Source organism: Nocardia sp. NPDC058658 (assembly GCF_042716665.1).
In the GTDB taxonomy this organism is placed as follows: Bacteria; Actinomycetota; Actinomycetes; order Mycobacteriales; family Mycobacteriaceae; genus Nocardia.
Genome location: NZ_JBHXRR010000001.1, coordinates 366,131 through 384,837, shown reverse-complemented (window position 1 = coordinate 384,837; position 18,707 = coordinate 366,131). Strand labels below are relative to the sequence as shown.

20 protein-coding genes are annotated in these 18,707 nt (G+C 67.1%); 6 read left to right on the top strand and 14 right to left on the bottom strand.

The genetic code is table 11. From position 1 onward, the window contains the following. The first annotated feature begins 33 nt into the window (after positions 1-33). Positions 34-645 carry a hypothetical protein gene (locus tag ACFWUP_RS01815; RefSeq protein WP_379229756.1) on the top strand — a complete coding sequence of 204 codons (612 nt, stop codon included), beginning with the start codon at positions 34-36 and terminating at the stop codon, positions 643-645. Here the strand turns inward: ACFWUP_RS01815 and ACFWUP_RS01810 are convergent. From ACFWUP_RS01810 to ACFWUP_RS01800, 3 genes are all read right to left on the bottom strand, one after another. Continuing rightward, complete coding sequence (locus ACFWUP_RS01810) at positions 626-1,435, bottom strand: class I SAM-dependent methyltransferase (RefSeq protein WP_379229754.1); 810 nt, start codon at positions 1,433-1,435, stop codon at positions 626-628. The genes ACFWUP_RS01815 and ACFWUP_RS01810 overlap by 20 nt on opposite strands. Before the next feature lie 65 nt (positions 1,436-1,500). Next, positions 1,501-2,919, bottom strand: a complete 1,419-nt coding sequence (locus tag ACFWUP_RS01805) for an MDR family MFS transporter (protein ID WP_379229752.1) — start codon at positions 2,917-2,919, stop codon at positions 1,501-1,503. A 98-nt stretch (positions 2,920-3,017) separates the two neighbouring features. Then, positions 3,018-3,566, bottom strand: coding sequence for a hypothetical protein (locus tag ACFWUP_RS01800; RefSeq protein ID WP_379229750.1), 549 nt, complete (start codon positions 3,564-3,566; stop codon positions 3,018-3,020). Positions 3,567-3,675: 109 nt separating this feature from the next. Between ACFWUP_RS01800 and ACFWUP_RS01795 the strand changes: the two genes are divergently transcribed. Beyond that, entirely contained in the window at positions 3,676-4,824 is a 1,149-nt protein-coding gene (locus tag ACFWUP_RS01795) for a sensor histidine kinase (RefSeq protein ID WP_379229748.1), read from the top strand. Then, positions 4,821-5,465, top strand: a complete 645-nt coding sequence (locus tag ACFWUP_RS01790) for a response regulator (protein ID WP_379229746.1) — start codon at positions 4,821-4,823, stop codon at positions 5,463-5,465. The genes ACFWUP_RS01795 and ACFWUP_RS01790 overlap by 4 nt, the downstream gene beginning before the upstream one ends. 71 nt (positions 5,466-5,536) lie before the next feature. Here ACFWUP_RS01790 and ACFWUP_RS01785 read toward each other — a convergent pair whose 3' ends face one another. Then, a complete protein-coding gene (locus ACFWUP_RS01785; protein WP_379229744.1) occupies positions 5,537-5,683 on the bottom strand; it encodes a hypothetical protein in 147 nt (48 codons plus the stop codon). Positions 5,684-5,963: 280 nt separating this feature from the next. Here ACFWUP_RS01785 and ACFWUP_RS01780 point away from each other — a divergent pair, with 280 nt between their 5' ends. Together ACFWUP_RS01780 and ACFWUP_RS01775 are read left to right on the top strand one after the other, a co-directional pair. Then, on the top strand, positions 5,964-6,254 hold the full coding sequence (locus ACFWUP_RS01780; protein ID WP_174555379.1) for a hypothetical protein: 291 nt from the start codon (positions 5,964-5,966) through the stop codon (positions 6,252-6,254). A 51-nt stretch (positions 6,255-6,305) separates the two neighbouring features. Next, a complete protein-coding gene (locus tag ACFWUP_RS01775; RefSeq protein WP_379229743.1) occupies positions 6,306-7,502 on the top strand; it encodes a GNAT family N-acetyltransferase in 1,197 nt (398 codons plus the stop codon). Between the two features lie 91 nt (positions 7,503-7,593). Here ACFWUP_RS01775 and ACFWUP_RS01770 read toward each other — a convergent pair whose 3' ends face one another. The 8 genes from ACFWUP_RS01770 to ACFWUP_RS01735 all read right to left on the bottom strand — a co-directional run bounded on the left by ACFWUP_RS01770 (position 7,594) and on the right by ACFWUP_RS01735 (position 16,725). Beyond that, entirely contained in the window at positions 7,594-8,844 is a 1,251-nt protein-coding gene (locus ACFWUP_RS01770) for a serine hydrolase (RefSeq protein ID WP_379229741.1), read from the bottom strand. Between the two features lie 121 nt (positions 8,845-8,965). Further along, the gene (locus ACFWUP_RS01765; protein ID WP_379229739.1) at positions 8,966-11,686 is read right to left on the bottom strand and encodes a fumarate reductase/succinate dehydrogenase flavoprotein subunit; all 2,721 of its coding nucleotides are present in this window, start codon (positions 11,684-11,686) and stop codon (positions 8,966-8,968) included. Further along, positions 11,683-12,426, bottom strand: a complete 744-nt coding sequence (locus ACFWUP_RS01760; protein WP_379229738.1) for an ABC transporter ATP-binding protein — start codon at positions 12,424-12,426, stop codon at positions 11,683-11,685. The genes ACFWUP_RS01765 and ACFWUP_RS01760 overlap by 4 nt, the downstream gene beginning before the upstream one ends. Beyond that, positions 12,423-13,268, bottom strand: a complete 846-nt coding sequence (locus tag ACFWUP_RS01755) for an ABC transporter permease (protein WP_379229736.1) — start codon at positions 13,266-13,268, stop codon at positions 12,423-12,425. Before ACFWUP_RS01755 ends, ACFWUP_RS01760 begins: the two co-directional genes overlap by 4 nt. Further along, on the bottom strand, positions 13,265-14,695 hold the full coding sequence (locus ACFWUP_RS01750) for an ABC transporter substrate-binding protein (RefSeq protein ID WP_379229734.1): 1,431 nt from the start codon (positions 14,693-14,695) through the stop codon (positions 13,265-13,267). The genes ACFWUP_RS01755 and ACFWUP_RS01750 overlap by 4 nt, the downstream gene beginning before the upstream one ends. 16 nt (positions 14,696-14,711) lie before the next feature. After that, complete coding sequence (locus tag ACFWUP_RS01745; protein WP_379229732.1) at positions 14,712-14,939, bottom strand: ferredoxin family protein; 228 nt, start codon at positions 14,937-14,939, stop codon at positions 14,712-14,714. Beyond that, entirely contained in the window at positions 14,939-15,706 is a 768-nt protein-coding gene (locus ACFWUP_RS01740; RefSeq protein ID WP_379229731.1) for a GntR family transcriptional regulator, read from the bottom strand. Before ACFWUP_RS01740 ends, ACFWUP_RS01745 begins: the two co-directional genes overlap by 1 nt. A gap of 197 nt (positions 15,707-15,903) precedes the next feature. Next, positions 15,904-16,725 carry a PaaI family thioesterase gene (locus ACFWUP_RS01735; protein WP_379229730.1) on the bottom strand — a complete coding sequence of 274 codons (822 nt, stop codon included), beginning with the start codon at positions 16,723-16,725 and terminating at the stop codon, positions 15,904-15,906. Between the two features lie 45 nt (positions 16,726-16,770). Here ACFWUP_RS01735 and ACFWUP_RS01730 point away from each other — a divergent pair, with 45 nt between their 5' ends. Continuing rightward, the gene (locus tag ACFWUP_RS01730) at positions 16,771-17,421 is read left to right on the top strand and encodes an HAD family hydrolase (RefSeq protein ID WP_379229729.1); all 651 of its coding nucleotides are present in this window, start codon (positions 16,771-16,773) and stop codon (positions 17,419-17,421) included. A gap of 1 nt (position 17,422) precedes the next feature. Here the strand turns inward: ACFWUP_RS01730 and ACFWUP_RS01725 are convergent, their stop codons facing one another. Continuing rightward, positions 17,423-17,947 (bottom strand): DinB family protein, encoded by a 525-nt coding sequence (locus ACFWUP_RS01725; protein ID WP_379229728.1) that lies wholly within the window; start codon positions 17,945-17,947, stop codon positions 17,423-17,425. Positions 17,948-17,990: 43 nt separating this feature from the next. Continuing rightward, a complete protein-coding gene (locus ACFWUP_RS01720) occupies positions 17,991-18,617 on the bottom strand; it encodes a maleylpyruvate isomerase family mycothiol-dependent enzyme (RefSeq protein ID WP_379229727.1) in 627 nt (208 codons plus the stop codon). Positions 18,618-18,707: the final 90 nt, after the last annotated feature.

Here is an 18,707-nt window from a genome sequence, read left to right as displayed (position 1 = left end):
GAATGTTGGTGGCAGACAGGAAGAATCGTCTGCATGGATTGGACCAATGTCGCGGTTGCCTCGATCACGGTCGTCGGAACGCTCGGTGGCGGCATCGTGACGCAGGTCTTCGCGATTCGCAGCAAGCGCGTCGACGCGAAGGTGCAGCGCGACAATCGAGCCGAGGAGCTGCGGGAGCTCACCCGAAAAGAGTCCACCGACGAGAAGCGGACGGTGTACGCGGACCTCAACTCCACGGCACATTCCTGCCGAGCGGCAACCCGGCACTATCTCGACGAGAAATGCGGTGGCCGCACCCCCGATCTCGCCAAGTTCGAGGCGGCCCGGGAAGCCTTGCGCGAGAGTTACTCACGGGCACAAATGGTGGTCTCAGACCGCGCGCTGGATTTCGCGTCCGAGGTGAACCGTTGCCTCGACGTCGGCCACCGTCGAACCCGACGTAGACGCCGACCTCGACGGCCGCCTCATCACCCTGAGAGCTACGCGCCACGAGTTCGTCGGGATGACTACGCCCCCACAGCTCGAATCCGCGGCGGAGGTCGACTGAAGAACAACCTGGACGCGAGATTCGGGTCCGGGGCATTGTCGTCGCCGCGAGGTCCGCAGCGTGCACCCGGACCCGCGCTCACTGAGTCTCGGAGGTGAGGCGCACCGCGCGAATCACTCTGGTACGCAGTGGAAAGTCGAACTCGCCCAGTGCAGTCTCCGGGTGCGCTCGCAGGTAAGCTCTGATCCCACTGAGCAATTCGTCCCGCTGCCGCGCGGGAATCACGGTGGTATGCGAGTAGGTGCCAATGGTGGTCGTGAGCGACTCCGCAGTGCGCGTCTGTGAATGAGGAAACTCGGCCCGCTCGAACTCGGTGAACAGCGGATGCGTCAGCCGATTTGTCGGCGGCGGCGATGACGATGGCGGGAGTGACAAGCCTTTGCGCATTGCCTTCTGCAGTCCCGCGACCCAAGGGACCCGACCATCATCGATATTCGACAACGTGGCGAACACTCCGTCATCGCGCAAGACCCGCGCGATCTCCGGAAACGCCTGCTCCCGATCGAAGAAGTGAAATGCTTGTCCGACCACGACCGCGTCGACCGACCCGTCTGCCAGCGGAATTGCTTCCGCAGTGCCCGGCAGCGCCGTGATGTCGGGAAACAAGCGAACCAGCTCGGCGCGCATCGCCTCGTCCGGTTCCACAGCGATCACCTCGGCCCCGGCGGCGAGCAAACCGCCGCTGAGCTTGCCCGTACCCGCAGCCAGGTCGAGGACGACGAGGCGGCGGTCACCGCACAGCTCCAACGCCCACCGGATCGCGGCCGCAGGATAGTCCGGGCGATGTTCGGCGTACTCGGCTGCTCGAGCGCCGAATGAACTTGCGCGCCGCGCCCACCATTCGGCCTCGTCTGCGGTCCGCTCCGTCGAACTACCCGATTCCGCCATGTTGACGACGCTAGCGGATATCGGCGGGTTCCGATCAGACCCGTTGTCGCGCACGGGCACAACGGTCAGTCGCTACCGACCGTCGTGGTGCGGCCCGGCATGGTTGCGGCTGCGACGAGCAGTACCGCGGCCATGGCCAGCATGGCGAGGAAGACCAGGTGGATGCCGTGGGCGAGTTCGGTGGGGGCGGGGTGGTCGGGGTCGTGGATGCCCGCGTTGACGATGGCGCCGAACAGGGCGACGCCGAGTGCGCTGCCGAGGGAGCGGGCGAACATGTTGGCGGAGGTGACAACGCCGCGTTCGTGCCATTGCGCGCTGGCTTGGGCGGCGATGAGGGTGGGGGAGGCGACCAGGCCCATGCCTGCGCCGATCAGGAAGCAGGAGGCCGCGATCTGCCACGGGTTCGACTGGGGGCCGACGAGCAGGGTGGTCGCGCAGCCGAGGACGGTGAGGGTGCCGCCGACCAGGCCGCAGATGCGAAAACCCCAGCGCAGATACAGTTTTCCGGACAGGGTCGCGGTGAGTGGCCAGCCGAGCGTGAGTCCGCCGACGGTGAGACCGGCGACGAGCGCGCTGGTCCCGAGCACGCCCTGGGCGAAAGTGGGCACATACGAGGTCAATCCCAGGATGACAGCACCGACCATCAGAGAGACCGTGCTGCTCGCGATCACCACCCGCCGGGTGAAGATCCACAGCGGCAGAACCGGATTCGCCGTCCGCAACTCGACGACAACGAACAGCGCCAATACCACCGCGCTGCCCGCGAACAGACCGAGCGAGACCGGCGAGGCCCACTCCCAGGCCTGACCGCCCTCGAGCAAGGCCAGGATCAAACCACCCGCACCGAGCGTGAGCAGGATCGCGCCCGGATAGTCGATCCGTTGCGTACTGCGCACCGCCGATTCGGTGAAGTGGCGCACCAACATCCACCCCGCGACAGCGCACAGCGGCAGATTGATCAGAAAGATCCACCGCCAGCTCAGATGATCGGCGAACAGCCCGCCGAGCAGCGGTCCCAACACCGCCGAACTGGCCCACACTCCCGCCAGATAACCCTGCACCTTGGCCCGCTCCGCGAGGGTGTACAGATCACCGGCGATCACCATCGTCATCGGCTGGATCGCCCCGGCGCCGATCCCCTGAATCGCCCGAAAGGCGATGAGCGCCACCATGCTTGTGGCCAGGCCGCACAGCAGCGACCCCACCGCGAACGCCGCGATCCCGAACAGGATCACCGGCTTGCGACCGACCATGTCCGCGAGCTTGCCGTAGATCGGCACCGCAACAGCCTGTGCGAGAAGGTAGATGGAGAACAACCACGGGAACATCGAGAACCCGCCGAGGGTGTCGGTGATGGTGAGGACCGCGGTCGCGATGATGGTCGAGTCGAGCGCGATGAGCCCGGTCGCCAGCATCAACGAGGTGAGAATCGCACCCCGCTCCGACCGGAAGCCGACTGCTGGGCTCGCGGTTTCAGTCGCCACCGACGTCCTTTCGTTGCTCCGACTAACAACGATTAACGTATCGGTCACATGCCACTACGCGCGCCTCGATTTCCTTGGTATGACGCGATCGGCAGGTTTCAGCTGCGTCGCGACCCCGTGACCCATACCGGCCCGGTGAGCAGCCAGATCACGGTGATCACCCCGAGGCTGCCGAACACGCCCATCAACTGCTCCCGTTGCGTAGCGTCGGCGACCGTGTAGCTCAACACCAGGGTCAGTGCGCCTGCGATGGCGGCAGCGCCGAGCCAGCGGGCGAAATCGGCCCATTCCTTGCGGGTTCGCTCCGGTCCATGCTTGGGAACCTTGACCGGGGCCGGTCCGGCGGCGAAGCGGTGAGCGAAACGCTCGTCGGCCCAGCGGATCATCCGGCCACCGAACATCACCGTGCAGCCGAGGTAGATCCCGGCGACGCGGTGAGCGAAGGTCACCTCGCCGCCGCGGTGCAGGTCGATCGCCACCGCGACCACGAGCACCACGTCGAGCACCGGCACCAGTGCCAGCGTCACCGTGCTCGCGCGCGGCAGCCGGATCACGTAACGCAGCAGCAAGCCGCCGATCACCAGCACCCAGAAGCCGACTTCGCATGCCGCGATGGTCAGTAGAACGGGATTGCGCAGTTCTTCCATATCTCCACTGTGGTGGTCGCTGGGGGCGCGGGGCGTCCCGCTTCCGGTCCTCGACCGGTCCGTCCTTCGGGGGACTCCAGGCTCGCGCCGCATGTGCTGAAATGGGCAGATGCCCCCACGTCGCACGCCCATGGACCGGCTCGGGGAGGCGTTCGACAGTTCGACCTCGGCGGCCATCGGGGTTTTCCTGGTAGGGCTGTTGCTGTGGGCCGCGGGCGGTTGGTCGTTGGTCGCCGACCGTGACCCGTATCCGCCGCTGGTGAAGGTGACACTGCTGTGCGCGGCACTGGCGATCCAGCTCACCGCGCAATGGCGACCCGCTCTCGCCTTCGGCTTGATGGTCGCGTTGCTGGCCGCGGATTTCTCGTTCGGTCCGTCGTTGCCGCTGTGGATCGCGCTGACCGATGTGATCTTCCTGGCCGTCAGTGCCGGGTCGAATCGATTGGGTGCGGTGGTCGGCTGGTTCGCGCTGATCGTGACCGTGGGTGGGGCGCTGCTGGTGCTGAGCGTGGCGGGTATTCGGGCGGGGTTGTATGCCACGCTGTTCGGTGTCGCGCTCACCTGGTCGCCGCTCGGCTACGCCCGTGCGGTCCGCGCCTCCCGGCGCATGGTCGATGCCGAACGCGACGCGGCCCGCGCCGAGCTCTCCGCCCGCGACGCGGAACGGTCCGCCGCTGTCGGCGAGGAGCGAAGGCGGCTGGCCCGCGACCTGCACGACGCGGTGGCAGGACACGTCTCCGCCGTCGCCATCCTCGCTGAAGTGGCGCAGAAGAAGCCCGGCGATCTCGCGGTTCTGCAGACGATCCGCTCGAGCAGCCTCGCCGCACTGGAGGAAATGCGCACGACCATCGACCTGCTCACCGCCCCCGACGACACTGCCGTGACCACGCGACTGGCCTCCCTCGACGGCCTGATCGACGCGGCCGAGGCAGCGGGCGGCACGGTGACCCTGCGCCGACCCGCCGACCTCGAACTCCCCACCGCGGTTGAGGCCGTCCTCACCCGGATCCTGAGCGAAACCCTCACCAACGCCACCAAACACGCACCCGGTGCGCCACTCGACATCGAATTGCGCCGCGATGCCACCCGATTGGTGATGACCGCGACGAACCCGATCCCACCGGACATCGCCCGAGGTAGTGGAAACGGACTGCGCAACATGATCTTTCGTGCGGAATCCGTCGACGGCTCCATCGCCGCGGGCTCGGAGGACGGCATCTGGCGCGTGTGCGCGCGAATTCCCTTGGGAGACAAATGACCGTCACAGTGCTGGTCGCCGACGACCACGCCACCATCCGCGCGGGACTGAAAATGCTCCTCGAAGCCTCGGGTGAGGTGCGAGTGATCGGTGAAGCGGCCGACGGCGCGGCTGCAGTCAGGCAAGCCCGTGCCCTGAGCCCCGACGTGGTGCTGATGGACGTGCGCATGCCGCGCGTCGACGGTCTGGAAGCCACCGCTGCCGTGGTCGCCGAGACCAGCGCGAAGGTGCTGGTGCTCACCACCTTCGCGATCGACGAGTACGTCCTCGGCGCGCTCTCGGCCGGTGCGAGCGGGTTCCTGCTCAAGTCCGTGGGCGGTGACGACCTGGTCAGCGCCGTCTTGGCCGTGGCCGAAGGAGACGCTGTCCTCGACCCGAAGGTGACGCGCGCGGTGATCGCCGCGCTGCCTCGCGTGGCCGAGGTTCCGCCCCCGCCCGACCTCTCCGCGCTCACCGACCGCGAACGGCAGGTCCTCGCCGGCCTCGGCGCAGGCCTGTCCAATATCCAGATCGGTACGCGCCTGCACATCGGGGAGGCCACCGTGAAAACGCACGTCTCCCGGGTGCTGAGCAAGCTCGGCGTGCAGTCACGCGTGCAGGCCGCGGTGATCGCGTCGCAGTCCGGTCTCGATCTGCCCTGACCGGAACGGGGGCGAAACAGACGATGTCCCGGTACCTCACGGGATACCGGGACATCGAGTCGGAACGGGGCTCAGCGTGCAGGTTGCGGGTCGGACTGTTCCGGACGAATCCGGCGTGATTCAAACCAATAGGTCAGGGAAACGGTGGCGTAGGAAGCCGCTACCACTGCTGCGGTCACCAGAAGAAACGCGACGAACAAGGGAATCAGGAAAGCCATGGTGCCCTCCTCGCGGTACGGTAGTCGAGCGATGAAGGTGGTGGTCAGCGCCTCGTCGCGCCGAATCTGAACGAGCCCCGCACATTCGATAGTAGGGGCACGGCGCGACACAGGCACGGCTCTGGGACTGTGACTGCGCTCATGGTTTACGCGGAGTGTCGCCCACGTCACCGAAACGCCCATGAGGTTGAATGTTCAACATATCTGGGTTCTACCGCGTCACGAGTTCTCGTCATCGGCTTCACCACGAGCAACCGACGAAGGAGCACCGATCGTGAGCATGATCCTGGCCGCAGTGCACGACACGTACGGCATCGTTGTCGCCCAGGTGGGCAATCCCACGCCGGAGGCACCGCCGATGGCCGACAAGGTGATGCAGCTGGGACGGTATTTCACCTGGATGATCCTGCTTTCCGGCGTCACCGCCATCACCTACGGCGGTGGCCGCTTCGCCTGGGAGAAGTGGAACGGCGGTGGTCTGCAGTCGCCGAAGATGATCGCCAGTGCCATGGCGGGCGGCGCGGTCGCCACCAGCGCGGGCACCATCATGAACGCCGTCATCGGGGCCTGATCCCACCGAAACCGGGTGGAAGCGCGGCCCGGGATCGGGAACAGTGGTCGGGTGACTGTTGACGTAGACACCCTCCACAGCGACGACGACCTGCACGCGGCGGGCGCGTTGTTCCGTGCGGCGATGGTGGGGTTGCCACCGCTGCCCGCGCATCGCGATCACCTGTCCGAACCCGGCCGCACGCTCGGTGCGCGCATCGACGGTCAGTTGGTCGGCACCGCAGAGGCCTACACCAGCTGGCTGGTCGTTCCCGGTGGTGCGCGTATCCCGCACGCCGCCGTCACGCATGTCGGTGTGCTGCCGACCCACACCCGGCGCGGCGTGCTCACCGCGCTGCTGTGCCGCCAGCTCGACGACATCGCCGAGCGCGGTGAAGTGGTGGCCACGCTGCGCGCGTCCGAGGGCTCGATCTACGAACGGTTCGGGTACGGCGTGGCGAGTTCCTTTGCGAGCCTTGACCTTCGACGCGGTCGAGCCCGCCTGCGCGACACCGTGCCCGCGTCCGGCCCCGTGCGGTTCGTCGAACCGGCCGACGCGTGGAAGCTGTTCCCGCAGATCTACGCGACCGCGGCGATCTCCTGGACCGGTGCGATCGACCGTCCCGAATACTGGTGGAAACTCAAGGAGCGCACTGCGGTCGAGCCCGTGTACACCGTGACGCACGGCCCCGTCGGCGCCGAGGACGGGTTCGCCCGCTACCACCCGGTCGACACCGCGAACTGGTTCCGCAGCCGCGAACGCACGATCGTCGTCGACGACTTCGTCGCGACCACCCCGCAGGCCTACCTGGGCCTGGTCCGGCACCTGCTCACGGTCGATCTCGTCGACAAGGTGACCTTCGCGTTCGCACCGGTGGACGCGCCGCTGCGGCACCTGTTCACCGATGAACGCGCGGTCGAGGTCGCGGCGGTGTACGACGAGACCTGGCTGCGGCTCATCGATGTCCACGCCGCGCTGGCCCGCCGCACCTATCGCGACGGTCCGCCGGTTGTCGTCGAGGTCGACGATGCGATCCGCACCGACAACACCGGCCGGTACCGGATCAGCGCGGACGGTGTGACCCGGGTCGACGACACCGCTGATATCAGTGTGGATGTCGCGACGCTGGGCGCGGTCTACCTGGGCGGATCCACGTGGCGCCAACTCGCCTTCGCGGGCCGGGCGGTCGAGCACCGCGCCGGTGCCGCGGATGCCGCCGACGAGCTGTTCGCCACTCCCACGTTGCCGTTCAGTGGGACGTTCTTCTGACTCGAGGGGACCACGCTGAGCGCACACTGATCGCACGAACGGTCGCGAAATCGACAATTTGCGCGAGTAATGTCCGCTGAGCGTGGTGCAGTCAGGGGCGAAACAACCGATCAGCGACCGGCAGTGGACGCAGGGTCTCGGAGATCTGCGCGACCAACTGCCACGGCCGATCGAGGTCGGTAGTCGCTTTACCGTTGGTCAGAACGGCACCCGAGAGTCCACGGTCGGGATCGGCCCAGCCGTACTGGGTGGTCAGACCGCTGCGGCCGAAGTGTGAGCCGGTGTCGCGGCCGAACTTGGACCGGCGGGCGCCGAGTTCGAACCCCGCGCGGCTCACGCGCCCGGCCAGCCCGAGCATGCGATCGGCAGGAGCGATCGCGTCGCGCAGGGTATCGGGCTCGATGATCCTCGTGCCGTCCAATTCGCCACCGCGCGCGAGGATTTCGTAGAAGCGTGACAGCTCGAAGGCGGTGGTGACCAGGTTGCCGGAGGGGAGTTCGGCGGCGAGGAAGGCGTCGTTGGTGGACTTCGATGCCTTGTCCATGTGACCGCCGAGGGCCTTGTTCGCCAGGAATCGGGCGACGCGGGGTTGCGGCGGACCGGTCTTCACGCTCGGCACGACCTGGCTCACTTCGGCGGGATCGACGCCGAAGTTGTTCCAGCGGAAGCCCAGTGGTGTGAGCACCTGCTCGGCGAGGTGTTCTCGCATCCGTTTGCCGGTGGCGCGTTGCACGAGCAGGCGTTGGATCAGACCGCTGGTGAGCGCGTGGTAGACGCGGAAACGGCCGGGCGCCCAGCTCGGCACGAGGTCGGTGAGGGCGGCGACGGCCAGTTCCTCGTCGAGGACCGCGGCGGTTCCGCTGTGCGGTGCGGTGATGAACGGGATGCCTGCCGAATGGGAGAGCACGTCGCCGATGGTGATGATGCCCTTGCGGTGGGCGGCGAACTCCGGAATGTATTCGGCTACACGGTCTTCCAGCTTGAATGCACCCTGTTCGATGAGCATGAACATCACAGTGGCGGCGACGCCCTTGGCGGTGGAGAACCCGCAGAACGGAGTGTCCGGGGTCGCCGGAATCTTCTCGGCTTCCGGACTGTCGCGCGGTGCGTTGCCCCATCCGTGACCGATCGTCCGGTTCAGCACGATCCCGCCGTTGCGGCGCAGGCACACCTGGATGGCGGGCGTGGTACCCATCGCGTACCACGCCCGCACCGACGCCCAGATCGCCTCGACATCGGCCCGCGACGAGCCGACCTCGGCCGGATCGTCCTCGTGACCGACGGTGGTCACCGCGTCCAGATCATCGGCGACCGTCACCAGCGTGGCAGGATGTGCGTTCATCGGCCCAGCCTACCGACGGTGACCTGTGACAATCCTGAGCGCTCACGACGAACTGCTGATCATGTCCTGGCCTCGGCGAGCGCCGCGTCGGTGCGAAACCGCAGATGCTCGCGCGGTGGGTTCACCGCGCACCGACCGCGGCGTCGACCGGTGTGTGCGCTGCCGCGGCGGTCACCGCGCGGCGGGCGTAGGCGCGAACATCGGCGTCCGGGTCGGCGATGGCCGACTCCAGCGCGTCGAGGGCGGCAGCGCTGTGCGGCCAGGTGGACAGGGCGAGTACTGCCGCCTTGCGGACGTCGAGGTGACGGTCGGTGAGCGCCTCACCCAATGGCACCACGCCCACCTCTGGGCTGGAACCCGCCAGCCCGCGCGCGGCGCCGACACGCACCTGCCAGGCTGAATGTCGCAGTGCCGCACCGAGTTCGGCCACATCCTCGGCCGATGTCCCCAACGCGGCGAAAGCGGTGAGTGCCGCGGCTCGGACCAGCGGATCCGGGTCGCCCGCGAGAGCCCGGATCACCTCGAGGCCGCCGTCACCGATCGAAGCGAGCCCGTGCGCGACAGCGATGCGCACCTCACGATTGACGTCACCCGCGATGGACGACACAGCCCCGGCGTCATCGAGGGAAACCAGTGCGCGCACCGCCTCGATCCTGACCCGATGATCGGAATCACCCAGTGCCGCACGGTAATCCGAGGCCGACCCCGCTCGCAGTGCGCGCAGCAGATCGACGACGGTCGCGCGAACGAGAGGGTCGGGGGAGCCGAGATGCTCGCTCAGCGCACCCGCTCCCGCGAGCACCTCCACCAGTTCCCGCAGACTCTCGGTGGCCGCCCGGCGTACCGAGGCGGCCTCGTCGCCCAGCGCCCGGACCAGTTCGTCGGCGAATCCGTCCGGGGTGTTCTCGGTGAGCACCGACAGCGCGGCCACTCGCACCACCGGATCGGGATCGGCGAGATAGGTCGAAAGATCCTCGACCACGGGTGAATCCAGTGCGAGCAGTGTCACCAGCCGAGGTGAGGAGGCAGACACCGGTGCGGTCTCGGTGCGCGCCGGAGCTTCACGCTGCGGGGCCCGCGTCCCCACCAGCTCGGGCTGTGCGATGACCTCGATGATCGGCTCGGCCGACGGCACATCGTCGAGGCCGGGCACCGGCACCAGATACGGCGCCACCGATCGCTTCACGAATTCCATCTCGCCGTCGACGGTCTTGCGCAGGTTCAGATGGAAGTTCCACGACTCGTCGTCGCGTTCGGGCAGATCCGCGCGATCGTGATAGAGGCCCCACCGTGACTCGGTCCGCGTGAGTGAACTGCGCGAAGCCATTTCGGCGCAATCGCGAATGAACTGCACCTCGACCGCACGCATTAGTTCGTGCGGTGTCTGCGCACCGATGCCGTCGACTTCGGCCCGCATCCGCTCGAAGGTCTCGACGGCGATCGACAGCTTGGCGGCTGTTTTCGGCGGCGCCACATAGTCGTTCACGAATCGGCGGAGCTTGTATTCGACCTGCGGCTGCGGCGGGCCCTCCGGCTGACGCAGCGGCCGGTAGATCAGTTCGTGCGCTTCGGCGAGTTGATCCTCGGGCAGCTCGGCAGGCGCCTCGAGTTCGGTGAGGGTCGAGGCGGCATGCGCACCGGCCAGATCACCGTAGACGAACGCACCGATCATGTAGTTGTGCGGCACGCATGCCAGGTCGCCCGCCGCGTACAGCCCGGGCACGGTGGTGCGCGCGTTCTCGTCCACCCACACCCCGGATGCGGAATGCCCACCGCACAAACCGATCTCGGAGATGTGCATCTCGATATCGTGGGTGCGATAGTCGTGGCCGCGGTTGGCGTGGAAGGTTCCGCGGGTCGGGCGCTCGGTGGTGTGCAGGATCGATTCGAGGGTCGACAGCGTCTCGTCCGGCAGGTGTGACACCTTGAGATAGATGGGCCCGCGCGCGGATTCGATCTCCTGCTTCACCTCGGCCATCATCTGCCCCGACCAGTAATCGGAGTCGACGAAACGGTCACCTTCGGCGTTGACCTGATAGCCACCGAACGGGTTGGCGACATAGGCGCAGGCGGGCCCGTTGTAGTCCTTGATCAGGGGGTTGATCTGGAAGCACTCGATCCCGGAGAGTTCGGCGCCGGCGTGATAGGCCATCGAGTAGCCGTCACCCGCGTTGGTCGGGTTCTCATAAGTGCCGTACAGGTAGCCGGAGGCGGGCAAACCGAGCCGACCGCACGGACCGGTGGCCAGGATCACCGCTTTCGCCGCCACTTCGACGAATTCTCCTGTGCGCGTGTTCAATGCGGCCGCACCAACGGCGCGCCCGGCCTGAGTGAGTACCCGCACCGGCATCAGCCGGTTCTCGATGCGGATCTTCTCCCGCATCTTCCGTTGCCGCAGAACGCGATACAGCGCCTTCTTCACATCCTTGCCCTCGGGCATCGGCAGCACATACGACCCGGACCGGTGTACCCGCCGCACCGCGTACTCGCCGTATTCGTCCTTTTCGAACTTCACCCCGTAGCGCTCGAGCCGCTGCACCATCGCGAAACCCCGTGTGGCCGTTTGATACACGGTGCGCTGGTCGACGATGCCGTCGTTGGCGCGGGTGATCTCGGCGACGTAGTCCTCCGGTTCGGCCTTGCCGGGGATGACGGCATTGTTCACGCCGTCCATGCCCATGGCCAGCGCACCGGAATGGCGCACGTGCGCCTTCTCGAGCAGCAGCACGTTCGCGCCGGACTCGGCGGCGGTGAGCGCGGCCATGGTGCCCGCGGTGCCGCCGCCGACGACGAGCACGTCGCAGTCGAGACGAATGCGGTCGGACAGGTCGGGAATGTTCACAGAGACTCCAGGATTCGGGCCCGCAGCGCGCTCCGGTCCACCGGTTCGCGCGGGTCGGGCACCTCGACGACCGCGTGCAGAGATCCGGCGCCGAGCACGGCGATCCGGTCGCCGAGCAGCAGGGCTTCGTCGAGGTCGTGGGTGACGAAAACGATCGTGGTCGGATGCGCGCGCCACGTGTCGACGAGCAGGCGTTGCATCTCCGCGCGGGTCTGGCTGTCGAGCGCGCCGAACGGCTCGTCCATGAGCACCGCGCGCGGCGAACCGGCCAGGCTGCGGGCGAGCTGAACCCGTTGGCGCATCCCGCCGGACAGGTCGCGCGGCAGATAGTCGGCGTAACCGCTGAGCCCGACCTCGTCGAGCCAGCGCTGCGAACGCGCCGCCCGCGCACTTCGTGGCACACCCCGAAGGCTCAGCGCCAGGTCGATATTGGCGCGAGCGGTGCGCCACGGCAGCAGCGCGTCGTCCTGGAACACCAGCGCGCGGTCGGCCGAGGGTCCGGTGACGGTGTCCTCGTCGGCGCGGATCACGCCGGCGGCGGGCTTGCGAAGCCCGGCGATCGCGCGCAGAAGGGTCGACTTGCCGCAGCCGGATTTGCCGACAAGGACCAGGATCTCCCCGGCGGCGATCGTCAGATCGAAGTCGCGTACAACGGTTTTGGGCCCGTAGCTGATGCGCACGGATTCGAGGCTCAACCGCATGCCGACCGAGACGGCGGGCGCGGCGGTGGTCGTGGTCATGACGCAACCTCTCGCGGCAGCCAGCGGGTCACCCGACGGCCTGCCAGTTCGACGATTCCGGAGGTGAGGAAACCGAGTACCCCGATGGTGATCATTCCGACGAACACCGCCGGGTAGTCGACGATGGTGTAGGACTGCCAGGTGCGGTAGCCGATGCCGAGGCGTCCGGAGATCATCTCCGCCGAGATCAGGCAGATCCACGCCACACCCATGCCCACCGACAGGCCGCTGAACACGCCGGGCAGGATGCCGGGCACGACCACGCGGGTCAGCACCTCCCGCCGCGACGCGCCCAGCGTGCGGATCGCGTCCTCCCAGATGGTCGGCAGTGCCCGCGTCGCATGCCGGGTGCTCACCAGCACCGGGAACAGCGAGGCGGTGAACGTGATGAACACGATGCCGGATTCGTCGCTGGGGAACAGCAGGATCGCCACCGGCACCAGCGCGATCGCCGGAATCGGGCGGATCAGTTCGGCCAGCGATCCGAACACATCGGCCAGCAGTCGCGAGCGACCCAGCCCGATGCCCGCCAGCACGCCGACAACAGCCGCCAGCCCGAAGCCGGTGACGATCCGGATCAGCGACTGCGCCACATCGAGGTAGTACTGCCCGGTGCCGAGGTGTTCGCCGAACTCGGCGACGATCTCGGTCACTGTCGGCAGGGTGTCGAACCGCAGCCCCGCTCGCACATTGCCCGCGGTGAGCACCTGCCACAGTCCGATCGCCGCCGCCACGGAGGCGACTCGGATCGTTCGCGACACCCAGACCGATCTGGCCGGTGCGTCGCGTTCGGGAAGAACGGTGGTCTCGATCGGGGCCACCTGTTCGGAAACCGTGCTCATCCGCGGACTTCCGTCACGGCCTGCTCATAGGAGACCGGTGCGGCGGCGGGACGGTTGGCGCGGTAGCGGTCGGCCGCCGCCTGCGTGGTGAACGGCAGATACCGCTCGCCCTCACGCAACCAGATGGCCTTGTCGGCGAACCAGCGCGTCCCCAGCTCGGCGTCGGGGACGTACACCGCGCGGATCGTCTTGCCCTTGGCCTTCGCCGCCTGCACCGCCCGCAACAAGCAACCGGGGTCGGCGGCAGGCTGGGGCTTGTCGGCACCGTCGACCCAGACTTCACCGGCCAGCGCCGGATCACCTACCGGCACAGCGCAAATCGGATCGGTGCCGGTCACCTTGCTCGGGTTGACCCCCGATGCCAGGGTGGCGTCGTAGTCGGTGCGGCCGGTCTCGGCGAAGGCCTTGCGCAGCGGTCCGTCCTGGACGAACGCGTCGATGTCGAGGTCGGCGAAATCACCGATCGACTTCAAGTAGTTCACGTCGTCTTTGAACGCCGCGATCAGGTTCGCCTTGAGCGTGGTGTCGAAACTGGTACCGCCGGGACCGTTGTAGAGGTACACGACCTCCTGCGGCAGACCGGAGCCCTTGGCGACGAGATCGGCTGCCTCGAAGGGCTTCTCGTTGAGGAACGTGGTCGCATCCAACTGTGCGGCCAGGAACGCCTGCAACACCTCGGGGTGATCAGCCGCATAGGCACGGCGAGCAACGACACCGTGGAACGTCGGCACGTTCAATTCCGCACCGTCATAGAGCAACTTGGCCTTGTTCTGCTGCACCAGCAGCCCCGGCCACGCCACGAACTGCGACAACGCGCTCACCTGATGCGATTCCAGCGCCGTCGCCCCGACCTGAGGCTGCTGGTTGAGCACCTCCACCCCCTTGGCCGGGTCGATTCCGGCCCGCGACAGCGCCTGCACCAGCGTGCCGTGCCCCGCCGAACCCACACTGGCCGAGATCTTCTGCCCGGCCAGATCGGTGAGCGTGCGAGCCGGTGAATCATTGGGCACCACAACCATGTTCAGCGCACCCTTGGGGTTGTACCCGGTGATCGACACCAGTTCGGTGCGTGCGCGTTCGTTGGCCTGCGTGCGAGATCCGTTGATCAGCAACGGATAATCGCCCATCGAACCGATATCGATCTTCTCGGCCACCATCTGCGCGGTGATCGGCGCGCCGGTGTCGTAGTCCTGCCACTCCACCTGATATTTCGCGCCGCCACCGTCGGTGATCTTCTGCAGCCGCTGTTCCAGGTAACCCTGCGCCTTCAGCAGTGTGCCCGCGGTGACGGTATTGATGGTCTTGGACTGGTAGCCGATGACGACCTTGACGGTGCCCGCCGGTGCGGCATCGGAACTTTCGAGCGAGCAGCCCGCCGCGGTCAGCGCGAGAGCCAGTGCGACAGGGGCGAATCGAGTGATCTTCATTGCGTGGTTCCCGGTTTCAGCGAAGCAGATAGGGCATGTTGACGGTGACGGCACCGGTGGGGCAGCGCGCCGCGCACGGCCCGCAGTACCAGCACTCGTCCACGTGCATGTAGGCCTTGCCCGAATCCTCGTGGATGGCAAGGGAATCGAGCGGGCACATGTCCACACACAGGGTGCAGCCGGTGATGCACAGTGATTCGTCGATCGTCACCGGGACGTCGGTGCGCTGGGGGACCAGTGCCATTACAGGACCTTCCATTCGGGTGTGCTGCGGGTGAGGCTGCCGCGCATGGTGATGCGGTCACCGCGCATGCGGATGTATTCGAGGTCGACGGGACGGCCGTCGTCGAGGTGGGTGAGGCGTTCGAGCATCAACAGCGGTGCGCCCGCCGGAGTGTCGAGAGTGGTGGCCGTATGCGGGTCTGCCGCAACGGCTTCCAGTGCCAGGTCGGCGGCGCCCAGCGACTGGCCGGTGACCTGCTCGAGCAGGACGAACACATCGGTCGTTTCGAGGTCGTGCGCCAGCAGTTCGGCGCCGACATCGGGCGCGAGATAGGTCAGGTCGAGGCTCAGCGGTAGATCGGCGAGGAAACGCAACCGCTCGATATAGACGACCTTGTCGCCCGGCGCCAGCTCGAGCCGGCGCGCGACCGCAGGGGGAGCGGTGATAGTGGTGGCGGCACGGACCTCGTTGCGGACGGTGCCGTGGCCCTTGAGGGTCTCCTGCAGGCCGAGTAGGGCATCGAGCCCGTGGTCGAATTTGCGGGCGGCGACCCGGGTGCCGACCTTGGGCGCACGATCGATGAGGCCTTCGTCGCGCAGCAGCGCCAGTGCCTCACGGACGGTATTGCGGGAGGTGTCGTGCTCGGCGGCGAGTTCCTGCTCGCCGGGCAGCGTGCCCTCGACCGCGCCTGCCAGGATCTGGTGGCGCAGGATGTCGGCGACCCGGCGCGCCCGATCGGCGCGCTGGCCGCGAATCGGTGTGGGTTCGGTTCTCTCGCTGACCTGCATGAACAGCGACGATAGCGGCGATTGTCGGCCCGCTTTCCCGCTGCGAATCCCACCCGAATTCAAGGGATGTTTCTACGCCGGACAGCGGTTCGCACGACCTGCGGGAATCGACCCGGAATCCGCTATTACGCCACCCCGAGCGGCGCGGACGACATTGCGATCACGTCGATCGCAATGTCGCCGCGACGGCTTTCCGGTCAGGGCTGGCCGGGGTTGAGCACGATGAACAGGCCGTGCGCCTCGGCGCAGAGGCGCTCACCGTCGTGCAGGGTCGCGCGCAGATACACCTTGCGACCGTCGCGGCGCTCGACCCACGAGTGCAGTCTCAACGCCGTGTTGAGCGGCGTGATGGACCGGTAGTCGACCGTCAGCGAGGCGGTTCGGGTGATCGCCTTGGTGTTGACGGCCGCGGCCATCCCGCACAGGTCGTCGAAGGCCAGCGCGATGTGGCCGCCGTGTGCGGCGTTGTTGCCACCGAGGTGGAAGGTGCGGAAGGTGAGGTCCGCGATCACGCCGTCGCGGCTCGCGCGGCTCACCGTGTACGGCGGCAGGGTCACGTTGCCGCGGGCGGGCAGATCGGTGCGGGTCCAGCTGGGCGAGGACCACTCGTCGACCACGGCCGCGTCGAGCCGGGCATTGAGCTGTTCCAGGGTCGCGATCGTTTCCTTGGCGAGCTCGTCGGACGGGTTGATCAGCCGCGCCCGGTCCATCAGCTCGCGGACCTGTTCGACCAGCTCGCCGTACTGCGGACCGCCGGCCAACTGCCCGAGGTCGGCGTCTCTGCTCGCCTGGATCAGCTCGGCGATCGGTCGGAAGCCGCCCTCGTGGTGCTCGGCGTCGGGCAGCTGGTGCTCGGCGTCGGGCAGCTGGTGCTCCGCGTCCGGCAGCGGGTTTCCGGCCTGTGCATTATCCATATGTAACACGTTATAGGGGCCGAGCTGGATGTTCTCGCGGGGGACCGACCGCCGGTCGATGGGTGCGGCGAGGTAGCCGGGTCCACTACGCTCGACGATGATCACCGAGCAGGTCTACACGTTGACGAAAGACGGCGAAAGGCTGGGCGCATGGGTATCGCGGCGGTTGTGTTCGACATGGACGGCGTACTGATCGATTCCGAACCCATCTGGGAACAGGTCCGCCACGAGTACGTGGTTCTCAAAGATGGCCGGTGGCAACCGGATTCGCAGAAGAAGATGATGGGCATGAGCACCGTCGAGTGGTCGAACTATATGGCCGACGACCTCGGGGTGGCGATGCCGCCCGACGAGGTGGCCTCCGACATCATCGACCTGATGGCCGACAAGTACGCCCACCAGGTCCCACTGCTGCCCGGCGCGGTCGATGCGGTGCGGCGGTGCGCGGGGTCGTGGAAGCTCGGCCTGGCCAGCTCGTCGCCCGCGACGCTGATCGATCTGGTGCTCGCCAAGTCCGGGCTGATGGACTATTTCACCTCGGTGCTGTCCACCGAAGAAGTCGGCCGGGGCAAGCCGTCACCTGATGTCTATCTGACTGTCGCGCAGCGTCTCGGCATCGATCCGAAAGACTGTACGGCCGTAGAGGATTCGACCAACGGTCTGCTCTCCGCCCACAACGCCGGAATGCGCGTGATCGCGGCGCCGCGACCGGACTTTCCGCCGGTGCCCGACGCGCTCGCCCTCGCCGACGTGGTGGTCGACAACCTCGACCAGCTCACGCCCGCGGTTGTCACCGGCTGATTCAGAAGCTGCCGGTCACGCCGTCGATCCGCTCGCGCAGGAGGTCGGCGTGGCCGTTGTGCCGGGCGTATTCCTCGATCATGTGCAGGTACGCCCAGCGCAGGGTATAGCCGTCGGGACGCCACGGCGCGTGGAACATGTGGTCGAGGGACAGTCCGGCGATGGCGGCGTCACAGGCGGTGACCTCGGCGTGGAAGGCAGTGAAAACGTCCTCGGCGGATCGTGAGGTGAGGTCGTCGAAGTCGTCGTCGGGCTTGGCCTTCGAGTAGTAGATCGGCCCGATCTGCTCGCCCGCCGCCCGCATCCGGAACCAGCTCCGCTCGACGTCGGTCATGTGACGAACGAGCCCGAGCAACGACAGCGTCGATGGCTCCACCGAGCGCGTAGCCAGCTGCTCGCCATCGAGACCGCCACACTTGCCGAGCAATGTCTGACGATGAAAGTCCAACCAGGACTGCAACATCGGACGCTCTTCGCCGTTGACCAGGGTCTTGGTCGGCTCTAGTTCGGGTGCTCTCCACGTCATCGCAGCGAGGCTACCTGCCGTCGAATCGAGCCGCAGCTCGATTTCAGCCGCTGGTGAACCGCACCGCCGATTCGCCCTCGAGATAACCGGTCGGGAGTTTTCGTCCGCACAGAACGAGCAGGAGATCCTGTGCGCGCCCGGACACTACCTCCCCTTCGCCGTAGCGGAAGTCGAGATCGGTCGCCTGTAAGGCGATTCCGCCCAGATCGACCGAGAAGTACTCGACCGAGCGCGGATTCAGCGCGTCCAGAACCATGCGCATCCGGTCGAGCGGCAACGGGTCGGTGTGGCCGAGTGCGACGGTGATGTCGAGGCCGTGGATCACATCGTGGCTCAACGCACCCGCGAATCCGCCGCCCGGTGGTTTCCACGGATGCTCGGTGTTGTCGCCGATGGCGGCCACCAATTCGGTGGTGCTCAACCGCGCGGCGTCGTCGCGGGCGACCCGATCGGCCAGGCGATCGAAATTCCCGCGCGCGGCGATCATGCCGAGGACGAACCGCGGGAGCGAGGTCCGGTACGGCATGCTCAAATGCGCGGCGACTTCCCGTACACGCCAGCCCTCGCACAAAGTGGGCTCGTCCCAGGACTCCGCGTCCAAGCCCGCCAAGAACTCGGCCGTTTCGGCGCGTTGTTGCGCGGTCGCGGCCCTGACTTCGCTGTCGCTCACAGTGGAGCCTCTCTGTCGGCAGAATTACTGTCGTCGATATAGACGCTGTACGCGTCGCCGATTCATCGGTCCGGCTGTTGGGTGGTCGCG

What these genes read in the sequence shown, in the direction of transcription:
- ACFWUP_RS01750 (WP_379229734.1), bottom strand. Translation starts at nt 14,695, where the DNA reads ATGAAGATCACTCGATTCGCCCCTGTCGCACTGGCTCTCGCGCTGACC.
- ACFWUP_RS01760 (WP_379229738.1), bottom strand. Translation starts at nt 12,426, where the DNA reads ATGACCACGACCACCGCCGCGCCCGCCGTCTCGGTCGGCATGCGGTTG.
- ACFWUP_RS01810 (WP_379229754.1), bottom strand. Translation starts at nt 1,435, where the DNA reads ATGGCGGAATCGGGTAGTTCGACGGAGCGGACCGCAGACGAGGCCGAA.
- ACFWUP_RS01790 (WP_379229746.1), top strand. Translation starts at nt 4,821, where the DNA reads ATGACCGTCACAGTGCTGGTCGCCGACGACCACGCCACCATCCGCGCG.
- ACFWUP_RS01815 (WP_379229756.1), top strand. Translation starts at nt 34, where the DNA reads ATGGATTGGACCAATGTCGCGGTTGCCTCGATCACGGTCGTCGGAACG.
- ACFWUP_RS01785 (WP_379229744.1), bottom strand. Translation starts at nt 5,683, where the DNA reads ATGGCTTTCCTGATTCCCTTGTTCGTCGCGTTTCTTCTGGTGACCGCA.
- ACFWUP_RS01745 (WP_379229732.1), bottom strand. Translation starts at nt 14,939, where the DNA reads ATGGCACTGGTCCCCCAGCGCACCGACGTCCCGGTGACGATCGACGAA.
- ACFWUP_RS01730 (WP_379229729.1), top strand. Translation starts at nt 16,771, where the DNA reads ATGGGTATCGCGGCGGTTGTGTTCGACATGGACGGCGTACTGATCGAT.
- ACFWUP_RS01770 (WP_379229741.1), bottom strand. Translation starts at nt 8,844, where the DNA reads ATGAACGCACATCCTGCCACGCTGGTGACGGTCGCCGATGATCTGGAC.
- ACFWUP_RS01780 (WP_174555379.1), top strand. Translation starts at nt 5,964, where the DNA reads ATGATCCTGGCCGCAGTGCACGACACGTACGGCATCGTTGTCGCCCAG.
- ACFWUP_RS01755 (WP_379229736.1), bottom strand. Translation starts at nt 13,268, where the DNA reads ATGAGCACGGTTTCCGAACAGGTGGCCCCGATCGAGACCACCGTTCTT.
- ACFWUP_RS01795 (WP_379229748.1), top strand. Translation starts at nt 3,676, where the DNA reads ATGCCCCCACGTCGCACGCCCATGGACCGGCTCGGGGAGGCGTTCGAC.
- ACFWUP_RS01800 (WP_379229750.1), bottom strand. Translation starts at nt 3,566, where the DNA reads ATGGAAGAACTGCGCAATCCCGTTCTACTGACCATCGCGGCATGCGAA.
- ACFWUP_RS01725 (WP_379229728.1), bottom strand. Translation starts at nt 17,947, where the DNA reads ATGACGTGGAGAGCACCCGAACTAGAGCCGACCAAGACCCTGGTCAAC.
- ACFWUP_RS01740 (WP_379229731.1), bottom strand. Translation starts at nt 15,706, where the DNA reads ATGCAGGTCAGCGAGAGAACCGAACCCACACCGATTCGCGGCCAGCGC.